The sequence below is a fragment of the Mesorhizobium sp. M0051 genome (assembly GCF_040323235.1).
GTDB lineage: Bacteria > Pseudomonadota > Alphaproteobacteria > Rhizobiales > Rhizobiaceae > Mesorhizobium.
The window spans coordinates 1-18,737 of record NZ_JAMYUT010000055.1; the positions used below are offsets into that span (position 1 = coordinate 1).

Annotated in this window: 17 protein-coding genes and 2 pseudogenes; 13 read left to right on the plus strand and 6 right to left on the minus strand. The window is 59.0% G+C overall.

Annotated elements, in window-relative coordinates:
- Positions 1–149: pseudogene (locus tag NKJ90_RS32015) on the minus strand (DNA-binding response regulator); the annotation flags it as partial.
- Between the two features lie 1,291 nt (positions 150–1,440).
- On the opposite strand from NKJ90_RS32015, the gene NKJ90_RS32020 reads away from it, so the two are divergent.
- The 13 genes and pseudogenes from NKJ90_RS32020 (at position 1,441) to NKJ90_RS32080 (ending at position 13,201) form a co-directional block, all read left to right on the plus strand.
- The gene (locus NKJ90_RS32020; RefSeq protein WP_352487654.1) at positions 1,441–2,226 is read left to right on the plus strand and encodes a type IV secretion system lytic transglycosylase VirB1; all 786 of its coding nucleotides are present in this window, start codon (positions 1,441–1,443) and stop codon (positions 2,224–2,226) included.
- A 17-nt stretch (positions 2,227–2,243) separates the two neighbouring features.
- Positions 2,244–2,606, plus strand: a complete 363-nt coding sequence (gene virB2, locus NKJ90_RS32025) for a pilin major subunit VirB2 (RefSeq protein WP_502900949.1) — start codon at positions 2,244–2,246, stop codon at positions 2,604–2,606.
- Positions 2,606–2,932: a type IV secretion system protein VirB3 gene (locus tag NKJ90_RS32030; RefSeq protein WP_023679584.1), complete on the plus strand. Its 327-nt coding sequence runs from the start codon at positions 2,606–2,608 to the stop codon at positions 2,930–2,932. Before virB2 ends, NKJ90_RS32030 begins: the two co-directional genes overlap by 1 nt.
- Positions 2,932–5,301 (plus strand): type IV secretion/conjugal transfer ATPase VirB4, encoded by a 2,370-nt coding sequence (virB4, locus tag NKJ90_RS32035; RefSeq protein ID WP_352487656.1) that lies wholly within the window; start codon positions 2,932–2,934, stop codon positions 5,299–5,301. Before NKJ90_RS32030 ends, virB4 begins: the two co-directional genes overlap by 1 nt.
- A gap of 13 nt (positions 5,302–5,314) precedes the next feature.
- Positions 5,315–5,998: a TrbJ/VirB5 family protein gene (locus NKJ90_RS32040; protein WP_023673704.1), complete on the plus strand. Its 684-nt coding sequence runs from the start codon at positions 5,315–5,317 to the stop codon at positions 5,996–5,998.
- Between the two features lie 59 nt (positions 5,999–6,057).
- Positions 6,058–6,945 carry a type IV secretion system protein gene (locus tag NKJ90_RS32045; protein ID WP_023737139.1) on the plus strand — a complete coding sequence of 296 codons (888 nt, stop codon included), beginning with the start codon at positions 6,058–6,060 and terminating at the stop codon, positions 6,943–6,945.
- A gap of 27 nt (positions 6,946–6,972) precedes the next feature.
- Positions 6,973–7,131 (plus strand): type IV secretion system lipoprotein VirB7, encoded by a 159-nt coding sequence (locus tag NKJ90_RS32050; protein ID WP_081731114.1) that lies wholly within the window; start codon positions 6,973–6,975, stop codon positions 7,129–7,131.
- A complete protein-coding gene (locus NKJ90_RS32055; RefSeq protein WP_352487657.1) occupies positions 7,128–7,841 on the plus strand; it encodes a type IV secretion system protein VirB8 in 714 nt (237 codons plus the stop codon). The genes NKJ90_RS32050 and NKJ90_RS32055 overlap by 4 nt, the downstream gene beginning before the upstream one ends.
- Positions 7,838–8,722, plus strand: a complete 885-nt coding sequence (locus tag NKJ90_RS32060) for a TrbG/VirB9 family P-type conjugative transfer protein (RefSeq protein WP_352487658.1) — start codon at positions 7,838–7,840, stop codon at positions 8,720–8,722. Before NKJ90_RS32055 ends, NKJ90_RS32060 begins: the two co-directional genes overlap by 4 nt.
- Entirely contained in the window at positions 8,715–9,854 is a 1,140-nt protein-coding gene (gene virB10 / locus NKJ90_RS32065) for a type IV secretion system protein VirB10 (protein WP_352487659.1), read from the plus strand. Before NKJ90_RS32060 ends, virB10 begins: the two co-directional genes overlap by 8 nt.
- Positions 9,838–10,878, plus strand: a complete 1,041-nt coding sequence (gene virB11 / locus NKJ90_RS32070; protein WP_023762844.1) for a P-type DNA transfer ATPase VirB11 — start codon at positions 9,838–9,840, stop codon at positions 10,876–10,878. The genes virB10 and virB11 overlap by 17 nt, the downstream gene beginning before the upstream one ends.
- A 721-nt stretch (positions 10,879–11,599) precedes the next feature.
- On the plus strand, positions 11,600–12,286 hold the full coding sequence (locus NKJ90_RS32075) for a response regulator (protein ID WP_352487660.1): 687 nt from the start codon (positions 11,600–11,602) through the stop codon (positions 12,284–12,286).
- Positions 12,287–12,464: 178 nt separating this feature from the next.
- Positions 12,465–13,201 (plus strand): annotated as a pseudogene (locus NKJ90_RS32080) (IS6 family transposase).
- 231 nt (positions 13,202–13,432) lie between these two features.
- On the opposite strand, the gene groL reads toward NKJ90_RS32080, so the two are convergent.
- From groL to bioD, 5 genes are all read right to left on the minus strand, one after another.
- Entirely contained in the window at positions 13,433–15,097 is a 1,665-nt protein-coding gene (gene groL, locus NKJ90_RS32085; RefSeq protein WP_352487661.1) for a chaperonin GroEL, read from the minus strand.
- A 66-nt stretch (positions 15,098–15,163) separates the two neighbouring features.
- Complete coding sequence (gene groES / locus NKJ90_RS32090) at positions 15,164–15,460, minus strand: co-chaperone GroES (protein WP_019863563.1); 297 nt, start codon at positions 15,458–15,460, stop codon at positions 15,164–15,166.
- Positions 15,461–15,890: 430 nt separating this feature from the next.
- Positions 15,891–16,874, minus strand: coding sequence for a 3-oxopimeloyl-[acyl-carrier-protein] synthase BioZ (gene bioZ, locus NKJ90_RS32095; protein WP_352487662.1), 984 nt, complete (start codon positions 16,872–16,874; stop codon positions 15,891–15,893).
- Positions 16,871–18,136, minus strand: a complete 1,266-nt coding sequence (locus tag NKJ90_RS32100; protein WP_352487663.1) for an adenosylmethionine--8-amino-7-oxononanoate transaminase — start codon at positions 18,134–18,136, stop codon at positions 16,871–16,873. Before NKJ90_RS32100 ends, bioZ begins: the two co-directional genes overlap by 4 nt.
- Positions 18,136–18,737, minus strand: a 602-nt coding sequence (bioD, locus tag NKJ90_RS32105; protein WP_352487664.1) for a dethiobiotin synthase, incomplete at its 5' end; no start/stop codon positions are given. The genes NKJ90_RS32100 and bioD, both read right to left, overlap by 1 nt.

Below are 18,737 nucleotides of genomic sequence, written 5' to 3' on the forward strand. Positions count from 1 at the left end.
ACCACGAGATCGACTGGCTCACGTGAAAGAACATAGTCAAACTGCTTGCTATCGTGGACTGCGGTTACCTTCAGGGCATGCATCGTGAGATACTCGGCGATGAGGCGCCGCATTGCGGCATCATCGTCAATGACAAGAACATGTTTCAACGGCACACCTTCAATCTTGAATCCCCTTGTCTAAACCTGTTGCCGAGCAACCCTGGGGCACCGACCCAGAACAGCTGCTCCTTGATACCACTCGCCGTTGCGTGCGGCCAATGTGAGGCCGTGCTCGTCCTGTTCTTTTCATCCCCAGCGAATTGACCGCACCAAGGCAGCCCGTGGCCACCAGACAGGTCCAAGCGCCGACATGACCCTGCCGTGTGGTCCTTCGCTTTTTCGCTTCGAGCTCCCCCGTTGGTGCAGGCCTGCCAATATCACTCAAGTTCGACCTCATGGATGCCAAGTTTCCTGCTATGCCCTTGCATCCTGGTCATCCTGGAGTTTGCGGACCTGGATCATCTCGATATCCTCCGGCTCGTGGATCCAGCTCGGACATGGTTGAGCAGCGCGGCGTTTGGCTTGATCGGAGAGGCGGTCGGCGGAAGAAGACCGTGATTCGCTGCAGCGGCCTTGTGCAAAATAGTGTGTCTCCTGCCAAGCCGGCTTCGTCCAAGGTGGCCGGCGGCCTCAAATGCTGTTCGGCGACCGGCAGGTCGCCGGTTGCGGTGAACGTCCGGGCTAACATTTCTCAGTTACTGCAACTCCTCCATCTTGAGCGTGTCACTATGCTTGTCCATTGCGCCGTCGGACTCCGTCAATGACGTGCGGTTATCTGCCGATGGGACTGTGCATGATCCACCCTTTGGCGGCGGCGGCCGAACAGCTGAACGAGGCTCGCACCAGGATGGGCTGCGCCGCCACGTCTTCCCAGTTGACCCTCGCCGCCGCGGATTTGCGCCCTCGAGCCAGCTTCGCGGACGAGCTCGCGTCTCAAGCAATGATCTGAGTGTGCAGGGCCGCGCATGGCTGCTCTTTAACGACCGGCAGCATACCGGCAAAGTTGGGCCGCTTTATCGCCTTAGTCGATTCCCCACGGTGATCCCGAGCCTGAACAAGCCCGCCAAGCTCCCCATTTTGTCCTTGGCTTGGCGCTGACAGAAGTACCATCCATGACGCCAAAGTCGCGGCCCACACTCCAGGAGCAACGGACGGCCGGGACGAGCAATCCTGTACAGGAGTCATTGTACCAAGATGCTCCGGATGTCGCTGGCTGATCGGGCCCGCGCCACCCACGCATGCGCAAGATGCTCACCCACGCTGATACGAACACGGTCTTTGCTTCAATTGAAACCGAAAAGCTGAACTTGAACATCACACAGTAACAAACCTCCCCGATAAGCGCGTGCCGGACAGGGCCAGAACCCGTCCGGCGGCTTGGAAAGGTAGGTGATAGGGAATGATTATTGCAGCTTGGCCGCTGGCCATCGTCCTGATGACATCCATGTCACTCCCAGCCGAGCCCGCGCCACTTTCTCCGCGTGAGTTCCGCAGCCTGTCGCGTAAATGCGCCCCCTGGGTTGCGCCGTCCACCCTCGCCGCGATTGCCAAGATTGAAAGTGGCTTTGAAACGCTGGTGGCTCATGACAACACCACAGGTGAGCAGCTTCGCTGGATAGACCACCTGGAAGCCACGCGGGGCATCAAGGAACGCCTCGAAGCACAACATTCTGTCGATGTTGGATTGATGCAGATAAACAGCAAGAACTTTGCCATGCTCAATCTCACGCCGGAAAGGGCTTTCGAGCCCTGCGCCTCGCTTTCGGCTGCCGCCCACCTGCTTGAAAGCCGGTATGCCGGCGGCACCACTGCTGTGGCACAGCAACTGGCGCTTCGCCGTGCCATCTCGGCCTATAACACGGGCGACGTCACGCATGGCTTCGCCAACGGTTATGTACGCAAAGTCGAGTCGGCCGCAAAGGACATCTCAAGTCTCCTTGAGAGAACGCTGGAGCCGACTGCTCGAGATGTGCCGCACCTTGAGGCACCCGGTCGGAAAGCCGTGCCGCCTCTGCTCCAGCAGAGCCAACAGGCCAATAGAAAGAAGCAGCCCAACCAAGATTCTTGGGACATCTGGGGCTCGTATCAGCCAGACCGCTCCGGGGCCGATCCCTCCGATCCGACAGGCAGCCAGGCTGCGAAAGCACGGGAACCCTCGAACCCGAACAAACTCGTATTCGATTGAAACATGGAGATGCAATGATGACGTCACTCAAGATACTTCGTGCGCTTAAAACGCGTGTTCCTTCGCCTTTTTCCATGCTGCGCATGGCGGCTGAATATGTACCGGCCGCTGCTGCAGGCGCGGCGTGGACGGTCTTCTACAGCGGGCCAGCCGCGGCTCAGGTGACCGGAGGGACGGATCCTGCCAAGATGGTCCAGAATATCTGCACGTTCATACTTGGCCCCTTTGGACAATCACTGGCCGTGCTCGGGCTCGTAGCCATCGGTATCTCTTGGATGTTCGGTCGTGCTTCACTTGGCCTGGTTGCGGGTGTCGTTGGAGGGATCGTCATCATGTTCGGGGCCAGCTTCCTGGGCAAGGCGCTCATAGGCGGTGGCTGATGAGCGACCGGTTGGAAGTGAGCACCCTCTATGTGGCGGCGACGCGCCCCGCACTGTTTCTGGGGGTGCCGCTGACGCTGGCCGGATTGCTCATGATGTTGGCTGGGCTTGTTATCATTATCCTTCAGAACCCGCTCTACGAAATCGTTCTCGCGCCACTCTGGTTCGGAGCACGGCTGGTTGTTGAGCGTGACTATAACGCGGCAAGCGTCGTGCTGCTCTATTTGCAGACGGCCGGCAGAAGCGTGGACGGGCCGGTCTGGGGAGGCGCAAGCGTCAGCGCCAATCCGATCAGAGTGCCGAAACGCGGAAGAGGAATGGTGTAATGTTCGGCGCCAGCGGCCGGACCGAGAGGTCTGGCGAGATCTACCTTCCGTATGTTGGTCACGTAAGCGATCAGGTTGTCCTTCTGGAAGACGGATCGATCATGGCCATGGCACATGTGAACGGTGTGCCCTTTGATTTGGAAGACGCTGAGATGCGCAACTCGCGCTGCCGCGCGTTCAACACTCTCTTGCGCAACATCGCCGATGACAATGTCTCGATATACGCTCATCTTGTGAGACACAACGATGTGCCGGCGCCGGCGCCGCGCCAGTTTCAAAGTGCATTCGCTGGCAGTCTGAGCGAGGCCTACGAGCGTCGTGTGCTGTCGGGCAAGCTCTTTCGCAACGATCACTTCCTCACTTTGATCGTGTCCCCCCGCACCGCAATCGGCAAGATCGGCTTGCGGATTGCCAAGTCCCGCAGACGGAATGAGCACGATCTAGCCACCCAAATGCGGAGCCTGGAAGACCTCTGGCACATCATTGCTGGCGCACTCGGCGGTTACGGTCTGCGCCGGTTGGGCATTCGTGAGAAAGGCAACGTGCTCTTCACGGAAATCGGCGAGGCGCTTCGGCTCATGATGACTTGCCGGTTTCTTCCGGTTCCGATGGTTACCGGCTCACTTGGCGCCTCGATCTACACTGACCAGGTCATCTGCGGGAAGCGGGCGCTTGAGATTCGAAGGCCCGGGGATAGCTCCGTCGGATCATTGTTTTCGTTCCGTGAATATCCGGCGACGACGCGGCCGGGCATGCTAAATTCCTTGCTGTCCGCCAACTTCCCGCTTGTCCTGAGCCAGAGCTTTTCCTTCCTCACTCGCCCGCAAGCTCATGCCAAACTAAGCCTTAAGTCCAGCCAGATGACGAGTGCCGGCGACAAGGCTCTCACCCAGATCAATGAACTTGCCGAGGCAGAGGACGCACTGGCAAGCAACGAATTCGTGATGGGTTCGCATCATCTGAGCCTGTGCGTCTATGCCGACAGCCTCAATAGCCTTGCAGATCGCGCAGCAAGTGCCCGCGCACGGCTGGCCGACGCGGGCGCCGTTATCGTCCAAGAGGGCATCGGCATGGAGGCCGCATATTGGTCCCAACTTCCGGGGAACAACAGGTGGCGCACGCGCCCGGGGGCGATCACCTCACACAATTTTGCCGGGCTCGTCTCATTTGAGAACTTCCCAAGCGGTTCCAGTTCCGGCCACTGGGGCAATGCTGTTGCGCGCTTTCGCACAAACGGTGGAACTTCTTTCGACTACATCCCCCATGAGAATGACGTCGGCATGACGGCAATATTCGGGCCCGTTGGCAAAGGCAAGACGACGCTGATGACCTTTGTCCTCGCGATGCTTGAGCAAAGCTTGGTCGATCGCAATGGTGCGATCGTCTTCTTCGATAAGGATCGGGGTGGTGAACTGCTGGTGCGAGCCACGGGAGGGACATATCTTGCGTTGCGCAGAGGCGCTCCGAGCGGCTTGGCCCCTCTGCGTGGACTGGACAACACCTCCGCCTCGCGAGACTTTCTGCGCGAGTGGTTGATGGCCCTGATCGAGAGTGACGGCCGTGGTCCGATCTCGCCGGAGGAAAGCCGTCGGCTGGAACGCGGCATTGTTCGTCAGCTTTCGTTCGAACCCCCTATGCGCTCACTTGCGGGCCTGCGCGAGTTCCTATTGCACAGCCCCTCCGAGGGCGCAGGAGCACGGCTGCAGCGGTGGTGTAGAGGGGGGGCGCTTGGATGGGCCTTTGACGGCGACGTGGACGAAGTAAGGCTGGATGCCTCCATTACGGGCTTCGACATGACGCAGCTCCTGGAATATGAGGAGGTCTGTGCACCGGCCGCCGCATACCTTCTGCATCGAGTGGGCGCTATCGTCGATGGTCGTCGGTTCGTGATGAGCTGCGACGAATTTCGATTCTATCTACTCAACCCCCAATTCTCGGCCGTTATCGACAAGTTCTTGCTCACGGTCCGCAAAAACAACGGCATGTTGATACTCGCAACGCAGCAGCCTGAACACGTTCTGGAATCGCCTCTCGGAGCTAGTCTCGTTGCGCAATGTATGACGAAAATTTTCTACCCATCACCGACGGCGGACCGCTCTGCGTATGTCGATGGCTTGAAGTGCACTGCGCAGGAGTTCGAGGCAATCCGCCAGGGAATGGCAATCGGCAGCCGCAAGTTTTTGCTCAAGCGCGATAGCGGGAGTATTGTTTGCGAATTCGATCTTGGGCAGATGCGCGAGTACGTAGCCGTACTCTCGGGGCGGGCCAACACAGTGCGCTTTGCCGACCAGCTTCGTAACCAGCACGGAGACGCCCCAAGTGGGTGGCTCGACAAGTTCATGGCCCGGTACCATGAAGTTCAAGACTGACGGAGGAATATTCATGAAATTTGCCAAACTTGCAGTAACGACCCTTGCTGCTTCCCTTCTGCTTCACGGACAGGCCCGTTCGCAATTTATCGTCAGCGACCCTGTAACAGAAACACAAGCGACCTTAACAGCGCTTTCCAATGCGGCGATCCTTGAGAGGTCAATCGAGACGCTCGCTACCACGATCGAAATGGTGACAATTCTAACGTCGTCATTCGCTGTCACGGGACTGCTAAGCTCACTGAACCAAGGAAATCACTACCCGTCGAGCAATAAGCTGGAGGAGCAGATGTTTGATGCTCGGGCGCCAGCTTCGATTATGGCCCGTAACATTGCGAAGGACCCAAATCGGATAGTCAACGGCACCGATTCAGAAGCGAAACTGTTACAGGGACAAATCGCCGGGGCCGCCAATGCCGCAGCTATTGCAGCCGACACTTTGGGCATGATGGACAAGCGCCTTAAGGATAACGCCGGCACGCTTGGTCAGCTTTCCCGCTCGGGAAATATTATGCAGGCCACCGTGACCAACGGTCTGGTCCTCAAGCAGATTCACGATGCGATGATCCAAAATGTCCAGGCCACGAGTCTGCTGACAATGGCCACTGCACAAGGGAGCCTTCACGCCGTGGAGGAGGCCGCCACGCAGCGTCGCGAACATCAGGACACCGCTAATATGTTTAGCATCCTCCCGTAAACCACACAGAGTTTCATCAGGCTCAGCTGCGCTGATCAGGGACACATCAGGCTCACGCCATGAATTTCAAAATTCCCGCGCCATTCACGACTATACACACGATCTTTCATGGGGCCTTCACGTCCGGGCTGCACAAAGTGCTTGAAAACGTCCAAGCGGCGGTCAGTGCGCCTCTGGTTGCGTGTGTCACGCTCTGGATAATAATCCAAGGCTGTCTGGTCATGCGTGGTCAAGTCGATGCGCGCGGGGGTATCTCGCGCGTAATCATGGTGTCGATTGTCGTCGCCCTTATCTTAGGGCAGGCCAACTATCAGCAGTACATTGAAGCGCTCTTCGACGAAACGATTCCGAGGTTGGCTCACGACATCAGTGGCAGCGACTTGCCCTTCATCGGAATCCCCCAGAAGCTCGATCTCATGTTTGCTTCAAGCCAGTATGTCTTTCAGCTGATTGCTTCCGAAATTGGGCCTATGAACGGCCAGGACATACTTGCTTTCGAGGGAGCGCAATGGATTTTCTACGGCGCGCTGTGGACAGCGTTCGAGATCTACGATGCCGTTGGAATTCTGACGAAGGTGCTCTTGACGATCGGCCCCCTGGTCCTTGTAGGCTACCTTTTTGATCACACTCGAGACATAGCCACCAGATGGATCGGCCAACTGCTCTCGTACGGGCTGCTGCTTCTCCTCCTCAACATCGTTGCAACGATAGTAATCGCTGCCGAAGCAGTCTCGCTGGCAGCCATGCTTTTGATGATCAAATTCTCGGGCACGACAGCAGCCAAGATCATCGGGCTTTACGAGCTCGACATGCTTTTCCTAGCTGGTGACGCTCTGATCGTCGCGCTTCCGACGATCGCCAGCAGCATCGCCGGCGGCTCTTGGGGAGGTGCGAACCGACCTCTTAACAGCCTCAATCGCCACTTTGCCAAAACGGCGGGTGGTTAATCAATCGACAAGCTCGGTGCCAAAAACATGAAATATTGCCTACTTCTGTCAATCCTCGCTTTGGCCGCCTGCAAGACGAGCCATGGGCTTGCGACGTGCGCGGGTGCCCCATTCCAACTGAACGTGGGACAATGGGAAACCACCCCTGAGGATCTTCAGGTCGAATGCGCGGAAGAGCCAAAGTGAAATTTCCTGAACATGCCCTTCTGGTGGAGAGAGAAACGCTAGCCGCCCACTATAAGAAGGTGGAAGCGTTTCAAACGTCACGAGCGAAGTCTGCGCGGCGCCTGTCAAAGGCCCTGATCGCCTTTGCCGCAGCGGCGGTCCTAGGAAATGTTGCCCAGGCATTTACCATCGCTGCCATGGTCCCGTTGGCCAAGCTCGTACCTGTGTTCCTCTGGGTCCGGCCGGATGGGACCGTCGACAGCGAAGTGTCAGTCTCTCGACTGCCGGCAACCCAAGACCGAGCCGTCATAAATGCTTCGCTGTGGGAATATGTACGCCTGCGCGAGGGGTACACAGCAGATACAGCCCAATACGCCTATGACCTCGTATCCAGTTTCAGCGCGCCGGCTGTGCGACAGCAATATCAAGATTTCTTCAACTATCCGAATCCCACCTCGCCGCAAGTCACGGTCGGCAAGCGCGGCAAGCTCGAGGTCGGGCATATTTCTTCAAACGACATCAGTCCGGACGTTCAACAGATCCGTTACAAACGTACGCTTGTTGTCGATGGGCAGATGCCGATAGTGACCACCTGGACAGCTACCATCCGCTACGAGCGCTTAACGGGTCTGCCTGGGCAATCGAGGCTCACCAATCCGGGAGGTCTACTCATCACTTCTTATCAAGGCTCGGAAGATAGCGTATCGAACCTGGGCTATGTGCAGCCATGACAAAAAGAGCGTTTCTCGCGCTGGTCTGTTCACTCTTCTTAACGATGGAAGCGTCCGCGGAAGACACACCACTTGCCGGCAAGCATGATGCGCGCATGCGCTACCTGGCTTACCGTCCCGACGAAGTGGTGCGCCTGTCTACCGCAGTGGGGGCAACGCTGGTTGTCACATTCGCGGCCAACGAGACAGTCGCAGCCGTGGCCGTTTCCAATAGCAAAGACCTGGCTGCGCTCCCGCGCGCCAACTATCTCTTTTTTAAGGCTAGCCGGATGCTCCCGCCGCAGCCGGTCATCGTGCTGGCGGAGAGTCAGTCCGGTACACGGAGATACGTCTTCAGTATTTCAACGAGAGCGATGCCAAAACTCGATGAGCAGCAACCTGACCTATACTACAGCGTGCAGTTCACCTATCCTGCTGATGAGGCTGCTGCTCGGAGAAAGGACGCAGAAAGGCGCTCGATTCTTGGTCAGGGCCGGGCGAAAGTGCTGCACGACGAGAGAGTTCAGGATTTGTTGAATCGGCCCGCCGCAACTACCAGTCCGGACGAAAGCAATTTTCACTACGTCGCAAAGGGCGATCGATCGCTGTCGCCGCTGCAAGTTTTCGACAATGGCTTTACCACCGTATTTGGCTTCGCAAGCAATTCCCGCATACCCTCTCTCTACATTATCAATCCCGACGGCAAGGAAGCCGCTGCCAATTACACGGTCAAAGGGGACTATGTTGAAGTATCCGCAGTCGCCCGGGAATGGCGTCTGAGAGATGGCAATACGGTCTTGTCCATTTTCAACAGGGCTTATGACCCTGTGGGACGAGCGCCAGGGACCGGTACAGTGACACCCGACGTGTGGCGCGTTTTGAAAGGCTCGGCCGATGAATGAAACCGGCCCACAGTCGGGACATGATGTCCATGCCTCCGGATCGATGGTCTCGGAGCCGGCCCGCCGGCATGTTTCGGGATTGCAGAAGTTGGCCGTCGCTGCTCTTGTTCTCATCTCATCTCTATCGCTCATCTGGCTCGGAGGTCGTCCCAGCACACAAGACGAGCCAACTCAGCCAAAACCTCCAATTGTCGCCGACGCCGAGCCATTCCGCCCCGTGCCGATTGAGATTGCTCCCGAACCTCCAGCACCCGTACAGGTGGCGCAGGCAGGAGATCCTGCGCCATCTACGCCGCCTCCGGCGCCAGCTGATCCGCCGCCGGAGGAATCACCAATTTTCGCCTACAGTGGCAGCGGTCAAATGCCCAACGACGGTCAGCGGAGCGAAGACAACCATAGGGATGCTCCCGCAAACTCGGATGAGATTTCAGACGCTGGCGATCTGTCGGGGCGATTGAAGCCAGATATACAGGAGCCGAGCCGGGCCACACTTTTGCCGCACCCTGATCTCGTGATTACTCAAGGAACGATAATTCCCTGCATTTTGCAAACGGCAGTCGACACAAACTTACCGGGTTATGTGAAGTGCGTCTTACCTAAAGACGTCCGCGGCGCCACCAACAACGTGGTGCTTTTGGATCGCGGGACGACCGTGATTGGCGAGATCCAGCGTGGTCTCCAACAGGGGGATGCGCGTGTCTTCGTGCTGTGGACGCGCATCGAAACGCCTGACCATGCCCTCGTTTCGCTAGCATCGCCGGGCGCTGACGAGCTCGGCCGCTCCGGAATGCCTGGCACGGTGGATAATCACTTCTGGCAGCGCTTTGGCGGAGCAATGCTCATGAGCGTCATTCAAGGCGCGTTTCAGGCCGCCGGTCAATACGCTGGCAGCTCAGGTGGAGGAAGCGGCATCAACAGCTTCCAGAGCAACGCCGGACAAGCCGTTGACACGACCCTTAGAGCAACGATCAACGTTCCGCCAACTCTGAAGAAAAACCAGGGAGATGCTGTATCCATCTTTGTGGCTCGGGATCTCGATTTCTCAGATGTATACGATCTTAGAGCGACCGCCGTGGCGCCAGCCCCCCAACATCGTGAACGCCGGAGAGACAACAATGCGACCGGAGGCTGACCCTCAATTGCGTTTGCTTCTCAACCCTGTTCTGAAATGGCTTGAGGAGCCAAGGACCGAAGAGGTCGCTATCAACCGGCCTGGGGAAGCCTTTGTCCGACAGGCCGGCGTTTTCACGAAACATCCGCTACCGCTATCTTATGACGATCTGGAGGACATCGCGATCCTCGCTGGAGCGCTGCGCAAGCAAGATGTCGGACCGCAAAGCCCCCTCTGTGCGACTGAGCTGCCGAACGGAGAGCGGCTGCAGATCTGTTTGCCGCCCGCTGTTCCCTCAGGAACAATAAGCCTGACGATACGGCGTCCCTCAAGTCGTGTGACCGAACTCAAGGAAGTTTCTTCTCGCTACGAATACTCGCGTTGGAATCAATGGCGGTCACGAAAGGAGCGCCAAGAGCGGCAGGACGAAACGATTCTTCAGCACTACGACAATGGTGACTTGGAGCAATTTTTGCGAGCGTGCGTTTGCGGGCGGCTCACGATGCTGCTTTGCGGACCTACTGGAAGCGGCAAAACGACAATGAGCAAGACTTTGATCAACGCTATACCCCCGCAAGAGAGGCTGATAAGTATCGAGGACACGCTCGAACTTGCAATCCCGCACGAGAACCATGTCCGGTTACTCTATCCGAAGGACCGAGCAGGCGTAGGTGCGGTGACAGCCGAGCAACTGTTGCAAGCCAGCTTGCGCATGCGCCCTGATCGAATATTGCTTGGCGAGATGCGCGATGATGCTGCTTGGGCCTACCTTAGCGAAGTCGTCTCCGGCCATGCGGGATCAATATCAACGATTCATGGGGCGGATCCGGTCCAAGGCTTTAAAAAGCTCTTTTCACTCGTCAAGAGCAGCCCGCAAGGAGCTGCTGTGGAAGACCACACGCTTCTTGACCTGCTGTCGGCTGCCATTGACGTCATTGTGCCGTTCCGTACCCACGGCGACGTGTATGAGGTGGGGGAGGTGTGGCTCGCCGCCGATGCCCGGCGACGCGGAGAGACAGTAGCCGACCTTCTTAACAAGCACTAAGGCTAGAGCATGTCGGGGATCGGTAAGTGGTTTGTGATATGATGGCGTAATTTGTTCAGATTGAACGTCCACTTTGATTTGACGGAGGTGGATAATGGGAGGAGGACTGGGCGTAGACCTTCGGTCACAAGTCTGAAGTCTTCGGGCGCCCTGTCGGCGCGGCAAGCTGCGGCACGATTCGACTGGGTGTATCGAGCGCGTCCGCTGAATTGCGCGGGCGACGCTCAGCGAGCTGGTGCCGATGCCTGCTTCAAAAGCGGCATCGACACCCGGCAGGTCGTACCCTTGATTTACCTAGCCGCGCTCAATGAGCGTGTTCAAAGCCGCCGAACGTGGTTCGGAATGACCGGTTGGTAAATCGGGAAGTGCCATATAGGTAATCCTCCTGGTATTGCCTCCAGGTGGTCCTCTCAATGAACAAAGCCGCAACCTGCCCTTGCGACCTCAGCTGGAGTTTGCGACGCAACCCATATAGGAGGATCGATGCGCAGAGAAATCGCACGCAGAGTCGGTGGCATTGTGGGCTGGCCGACCGACGGTTTCAGCCGGTCAACAGGTCTTCACGTGTTCCATCCCCGACTATTGCAGGCGTGCGGCTTGCATGCTCCCGCGATCACCCATCGGAAAGAGCGTTACGAACACTACGACGAGTTGCGCGACTTCTGCTGTCGCCCCGGTCTTACAGCGGACGGTGACCTGTCCTACCTTGATAGGACGTGAAATGCGAACGCTGCTCATTGATCATCATGTGGATCTTACGCGCGCCGTGCGAGCTGCGCTCGGGGATAGCGGTTTTGCCGTTGATGTAGTTGGCAACCTGGAACAGGCGTCGAGGGCATTTTGTTGCGCAACCTATGAAATTCTCCTGCTGGAGTTGGCTCTGCCAGATGGCGATGGCTTGGGCTGGCTGAGACAGCTAAGGAGGGACGGGCATTCAGTTCCAACCCTCATTATGAGTAGCATCAACGATCTCGAGAAGCGAATTGCAATTTTCAACGGTGGCGCGGACGACTTTCTGCTCAAGCCCGTCTCTTTCGATGAGCTCATCGCCAGAATGAGAGCCATTCTGCGCCGGTCGACACAGGTGACCGACCCCATCGTTGTATTTGGCAATCTCAATTTCGATCCGATCGGCCGACAGGTTTCCGTCTCGGGTCATCCTCTGAAGATCGCACGCCGCGAACTATGTATTTTAGAGCATCTGCTTATCCGTGCAGGCCGCATCGTGCCTCGTGCGCAGTTGGAAGATCACCTCTATTCGTTCAACGACGAGGTATCTGCCAACGCGCTTGAAGTCGGAATCTATCGCTTACGTGGACACCTGAGTAGGTCAGGTGCAACGCCACGGATCACGACCGTGCGCGGCATTGGTTACCTTCTTGAATTGACTGAGGCGGCATCCGCATAGTTGGTCTAAATTGAAAGAACAGACTGCCTGCCCGTCGTCAGGTTGAGCTTGTGGCCATAATCGACATCGCGGCCGCCCTTGACGATGGTGTCGGCATGCGGTTCGAACGGCTCTGTCGCAAACCTTTTGGTAAGCGGAGCATGGCAAGAAACACTCCTCAGCTGTGGAGGAGCACGTGATGTTCAACGGCCACCATATCGACCAGTCGGTGATCCTGCTGTGCGTGCGCTGGTACCTGGCCTACACTCTGAGCCTGCGCGATCTGGAAGAGATGATGGCCGAATGCGGCTTGAAGGTCGCCCATTCCACCGTGCATCGCTGGGTCGCCCACTTCTCGCCGTAGCTGCTGGAGCGCTTCTACCGGCGCAAGCGTGTGGTCGGCAGCAAGTGGCATATGGACGAGACGTACATCAAGGTCCGCGGCCATGGATGTATCTCTACCCCGCCATCGACAGCCTCGGCGACACGGTCGAGTTGTTCTTCAGCGAAAACCGTGACCTGGTGGCGGCCCAACGCTTCCTCCACAAGGCGCTGACGCGCCATGGCCGGCCGGAGCGCATCGTCATCGACGGCAGCCAGACCAATTACGAAGCGATCCTTTCCTGCGACGCTGAAAGCCGGCTGCGGCAGCGATCGCGGCGACCGCTGAAGCCGATCCGCATCCGCAATAGCCGGTATCTCAACAATCGGATCGAACAGGATCACCGGCGTATCAAGCGCCGCATTCGATCCATCGGCTTCAAGTCGCAGGCGAGCGCCGTGGTTATCCTCTCCGGCATCGAGATGATCCACATGATGGGCAAGCGACAGGCGAGGTATGCCTACAAGTCTGTCGATCGCTGTTTCGATATCCTAAATGCCGAGATGGGCGCCTTGCCACGCTCCTCAATGCCCCTCATGATTCACCGCCTATAGCTACCAACTGAATGAATCATCGTGATTGTCGCGCAGCGGAATCCTCAAGGATCGGGCAGTTCGTAGGGGGCGCCGGTTTGACCAGGTTGAGCCCGCGAATTGCTCGATCGGACAAGATCCTAATTCTGACGAGATCCTCGGGACGCACTCCAAGTTGTCGATCATGTTCGGCACACAAGGAAAGGGCGGCATTGCTGCCGCCCTTTCCGCTGTAGGTTGATAGGGGCTGGATTAGAAATCCATGCCGCCCATGCCGCCCATGCCGCCCATACCGCCGCCGCCCATGCCGCCAGGCATGCCGCCGCCAGCCGACTCCTTCTTCGGAGCCTCCGCGATCATGGCTTCGGTGGTGACGAGCAGGCCGGCGACCGAGGCCGCGTCCTGGAGGGCAGTGCGCACGACCTTGACCGGATCGACGATACCCATGGCGATCATGTCGCCATACTCGCCGGTCTGGGCGTTGTAGCCGAAGGTCAAGCCCTTGTTCTCAAGGATCTTGCCGGCAACGATCGATGCTTCCGCACCGGCGTTGGCCGCGATCTGGCGGGCCGGAGCCTGCAGCGCACGACGCACGATGTTGATGCCGGCGGCCTGGTCGGCATTGACGCCGGTGACCTTGATGTCGGCCGAAGCGCGCAGCAGGGCTACGCCACCACCAGCAACGATGCCTTCTTCCACGGCCGCGCGGGTCGCGTTGAGGGCGTCATCGACGCGGTCCTTCTTTTCCTTGACTTCGACTTCCGTCGCACCGCCGACGCGGATCACCGCAACGCCGCCCGCGAGCTTCGCGAGACGTTCCTGCAGCTTCTCCTTGTCGTAGTCCGAAGTGGTCTCTTCGATCTGCTGCTTGATCTGGGCAACGCGGCCCTGGATCTCGGCCTTCTTGCCGGCGCCGTCGACGATGGTGGTGTTCTCCTTGGAGATCGACACCTTCTTGGCGCGGCCGAGCATGTTGAGGCCGACGTTCTCGAGCTTGATGCCGAGGTCTTCCGAGATGACCTGGCCACCGGTGAGGATGGCGATGTCTTCCAGCATGGCCTTGCGGCGATCACCGAAGCCCGGCGCCTTGACGGCGGCGATCTTCAGGCCGCCACGCAGCTTGTTGACGACCAGCGTGGCCAGGGCCTCGCCTTCGACGTCTTCCGAGATGATGAGCAGCGGCTTCGAGGTCTGCACGACGGCTTCGAGAACCGGCAGCATGGCCTGGAGGTTGGAGAGCTTCTTCTCGTGCAGGAGGATGTAGACGTCCTCGAGCTCGGCAACCATCTTGTCGGCGTTGGTGACGAAGTAGGGGCTGAGATAGCCGCGGTCGAACTGCATGCCTTCGACGACCTCGAGTTCAGTCTCGGCGGTCTTGGCTTCCTCAACCGTGATGACGCCTTCGTTGCCGACCTTCTGCATCGCTTCGGCGATCATCTTCCCGACCGACTCGTCGCCATTGCCGGCGATCGTGCCGACCTGGGCGACTTCCTCGGAGGTCTTGATCTTCTTGGCAGCCTTGCCGAGCGCCGCGACGACTTCGGTCACGGCCAGATCGATGCCGCGCTTCAGGTCCATCGGGTTCATGCCGGCGGCAACGGCCTTGTTGCCTTCCTGGACGATCGACTGCGCCAGAACGGTCGCGGTTGTGGTGCCGTCGCCGGCGATGTCGTTGGTCTTCGAAGCAACTTCGCGGATCATCTGCGCGCCCATGTTTTCGAACTTGTCGGAAAGTTCGATTTCCTTGGCGACGGTGACGCCGTCCTTGGTGATGCGCGGTGCGCCGAACGACTTGTCGATGACGACGTTGCGGCCCTTGGGACCGAGGGTCACCTTCACCGCGTCGGCGAGGATGTTGATGCCGTGCAGCATGCGCTCACGGGCATCACGGGAGAATTTTACGTCTTTGGCAGCCATTTTTTTACTCCTGGGCATCTCGCCCGAAATTCAGATTTGATAGTGCGAAGGAAAGGCGGCAGCGTGTCAGCCGATGATGCCCATAATGTCGGATTCCTTCATGATCAGAAGGTCTTCGCCATTGAGCTTGACTTCCGTGCCCGACCACTTGCCGAACAGGATGCGGTCGCCGGCCTTGACGTCCAGCGGGACCAGCTTGCCAGCTTCGTCACGAGCGCCGGAGCCGACAGCGATGATCTCGCCTTCCTGCGGCTTTTCCTTCGCCGTATCCGGGATGATGATCCCGCCGGCGGTCTTGGATTCGGATTCGACCCGGCGAACGACCACGCGGTCATGCAGCGGCCGGAAATTCGACTTTGCCATTTTTGGATGTCCTTGGTGCGGATGTTGAACGGTTCTCCGTTGCCGGAGCGTGCTTAGCACTCAGCCGAAGCGAGTGCTAACGCGGCAATGAGATAAGCCGCATGCTCCTGCTAGTCAAGACGGAAGAGCAAAGAGCAAAGAGAAAAGAGCAGACAGCAAAGAGAAGAGAGCAAAGAGCGTGTAAGCATCGAGCCTTTTATGTGAACAATGTCGGGTATCAGACATATATGGGGCGGCTCACCCTTTGTATTTGAGCTTTATTCAGATGGCACGAATGATGCAACGGGTGATGCATTTGATCTCATCCAGAGGTTCGCACGGGGTCGTGCTGCGTCAGCTCGGTCATGTCGAGCTTCAGAAGGCCATTTTGGCATTGGTTCTGTTGCCCTATTGCCATTCATGACCAGTCCTGCGCGCGTGAGCCGGCCGGCTAGATTCCAACCACGAGAGCGCCGCCGCTGAGACCCGCACCCGCCGCCGACAGAAGGATTTTCTCTCCAGGCTGGAATGGCTCCGTCTGGTTGGCGAGCGAGAGCGACAGCGGGATCGTCGCGGCCGAAGAGTTGCCGTATTCGGCAATCGTCTTGACAATTGCTTGGTCCGCGATGCCGAGGTTCCTCCCGACCGCGTCGAAAATCCGAGTATTGGCCTGATGCGGCACGAACCGGCCGAGATCGTGTGGCCGCACTCCGGCAGCGGCTAGCGCGCTTATCGAGCAATCGGTCATCATCTCGACGGCCTTTGCGAACACTTCGCGGCCGTCCGTCATCCTCATTCGGGTTTGCGCGAGATCGAGGTCACCGTGGAACGGCTTGTTGCTTCCTCCCGCGGGAATCTGGATCAGCCCGTATCGCGAGCCGTCCGAAGCCACCGAGGCACCGAGAATGCCCCGATCAGCATCATCGCACTGACCGATCACCAGGGCGCCGGCGGCATCGGCAAACAGGACCGAGCTTGCGCGCTCGGCTGGATTGATGCGGCGGCTGAGGATGTTGGCGGCGATAACAAGGCTCGCTTTGCCGTGCAGGCGGGTAAATCCGTCCGCAAACATCAGCGCATAGATGAAGCCGGCGCAGGCGCCTGTCAGATCCACCGCGCCTGCGCGGCCAAGGCCAAGCTTGTGTGCGACCAGCGGCGCGCTCGGCGGCAGAAGATGGTCGGGTGTCGAGGTGGCAAGCAACAGCAGACCGATGTCGTGGCGCGCAATACCGGCGTTCGCCAGCGCCATGTCGCCGGCCTGCGTGGCAAGACCAGACAGCGTGTCGTCATCCGTTGCCCAGAAGCGCGAACGGATTCCGGTACGCCTTTCGATCCAGCCTTGATCAAGACCGAGATTGCTCTCGATTTCGGCATTCGCCACCTTTCGCCCAGGCGCATGATGGCCAAACCCGAGTATGCGCGACGACTTGCTCATGGCCTGGACCCGAAGCGTTCGCCCGCCTCCTCAATGGCGTCATAGAGTCGCTCGAGCTCGTCGCCGGTGATGCAATAGGGTGGCAGAAGGTAGAGGACATTGCCGAGCGGGCGCACAAGTAGCCCTCGCTCGAGGAAGAAAGCGCGCAGTTTCGGTCCGATCTCGGCGAGATAACCTGCGGAACCGGTTCGCAGGTCGAGCGCCGCGATTGTTCCCGTGGCTCGGCAGTCGGTGAAGAAGCTGTTGTCGCGAAAGCGTCGAAGCCCGGTGGCCTGCATTGCGCTCAAGGCCGCAATGCGCTCGGCCACCGGCTCGTCCCGCCAGATCTCGACATTGGCAAGTGCTGCCGCGCAGGCAATCGGGTTGGCAGTGTAGGAGCTCGAATGGAAAAACGTCTTCTTCCGGTCCTCGGAATAATGAGCCTGGAAGATGGCATCGGTGGCAAGCGTTACGGCCAGCGGGATGGCGCCGCCGGTCAGGCCTTTCGAGGTGCACAGGATATCTGGAGAGATCGATGCCTGCTCGCAGGCGAACATGGTTCCGGTCCGCCCCCAGCCGGTCATCACTTCGTCGGCGATCAGCAGCGTGCCGGAGGCCTCAGTGATCTTCTTCAATTCGGCCAGAACTGAAGCCGGATACATCAGCATGCCGCCGGCGCCCAGCACCAGCGGCTCGACGATCAGGGCTGCGGCTCGTCGATCGCGGCTCACAGCCTCTAAACGATCCAGCGTCTCCTGCTCGCGCCCCGCTGCCGGAAAGGGGATGATGTCGACCTCGAACAGCAGCGGTTCGTAGGCGGCGTTGAACACGCCACGCGCACCGACGCTCATCGTGCCGATCGTGTCGCCATGATAGCTGTGCTCCATGACGACGATGCGAGAGCGTGGGGCGCCGATGTTGCGGAAATAACCGAGCGCCATCTTCAGCGCTACTTCGACCGAGGTCGAGCCACTGTCGGAATAGAACACCCAGTCGAGTCCAGCGGGAGCGAGGCCGACAAGCGCCTTGGCCAAGCGCTCTGCCGGCTCGTGCGTGAAGCCCGCAAAGATAATCTGGTCGAGGCTCGACGCGGTTGTCTCGATTGCCTTCATGATGCGGGGATGGCGGTGGCCATGTGTGACGACCCACCAGGAGGAGATGGCGTCCAGGATGCGGGCGCCGTCGGCTCTGCGGAGATAGGCGCCTTCAGTCCGGACGATTTCTGGGATCGCAGGCTCGAGCGCGTGCTGGGTGAAGGGATGCCAGACATGGGACTGCGACATCAGTCACCTCCAGTAATCGAGGCGAAGGCGAAGCCGGCAATCATTGCGTCCCTCAGTGTCTTGCCCGTCAGCAGATCGAGGTGCGGCAGCCTGCCGAGCTGCGGTGCACCGCTGAATTCCACGATGGTCCGTTGCGTATCGGCCATCTCATCGCCGATGAAAGCGATGCCGGCCAACGGGATGGATCGGGCGCGGAGCGCCTCGATCGAGAGCAAGGTGTGGTTGATGGTGCCGAGCGTGGTGCGGGCGCACAGAATAACGGGCAGCCGCCATTCAGCGAAGATGTCGATGAGCCTTGTGCGCCGGTTGAGCGGCACCATCAGGCCGCCGGAGCCTTCGATGACGAGCGGCGTCGGTAGGACGGGAAAGTTAAGATCGTCAGCCTTGATCGCCACGCCGTCGATCTCGGCCGAACGATGCGGCGACAGCGGGCTCCGCAAGCGGTAGGCTTCCGGCAGCACGCGCTCTGAGGGCAAGCCGGCAAGCCGCGCGACCACTTCGCTGTCGGTCTCGCCGTCGAGGCCCGATTGCACCGGTTTCCAGTAAAAGCCGTCGAGCAGGCCGGCGAGCCCAGCCGCAAACACGGTCTTGCCAACTCCCG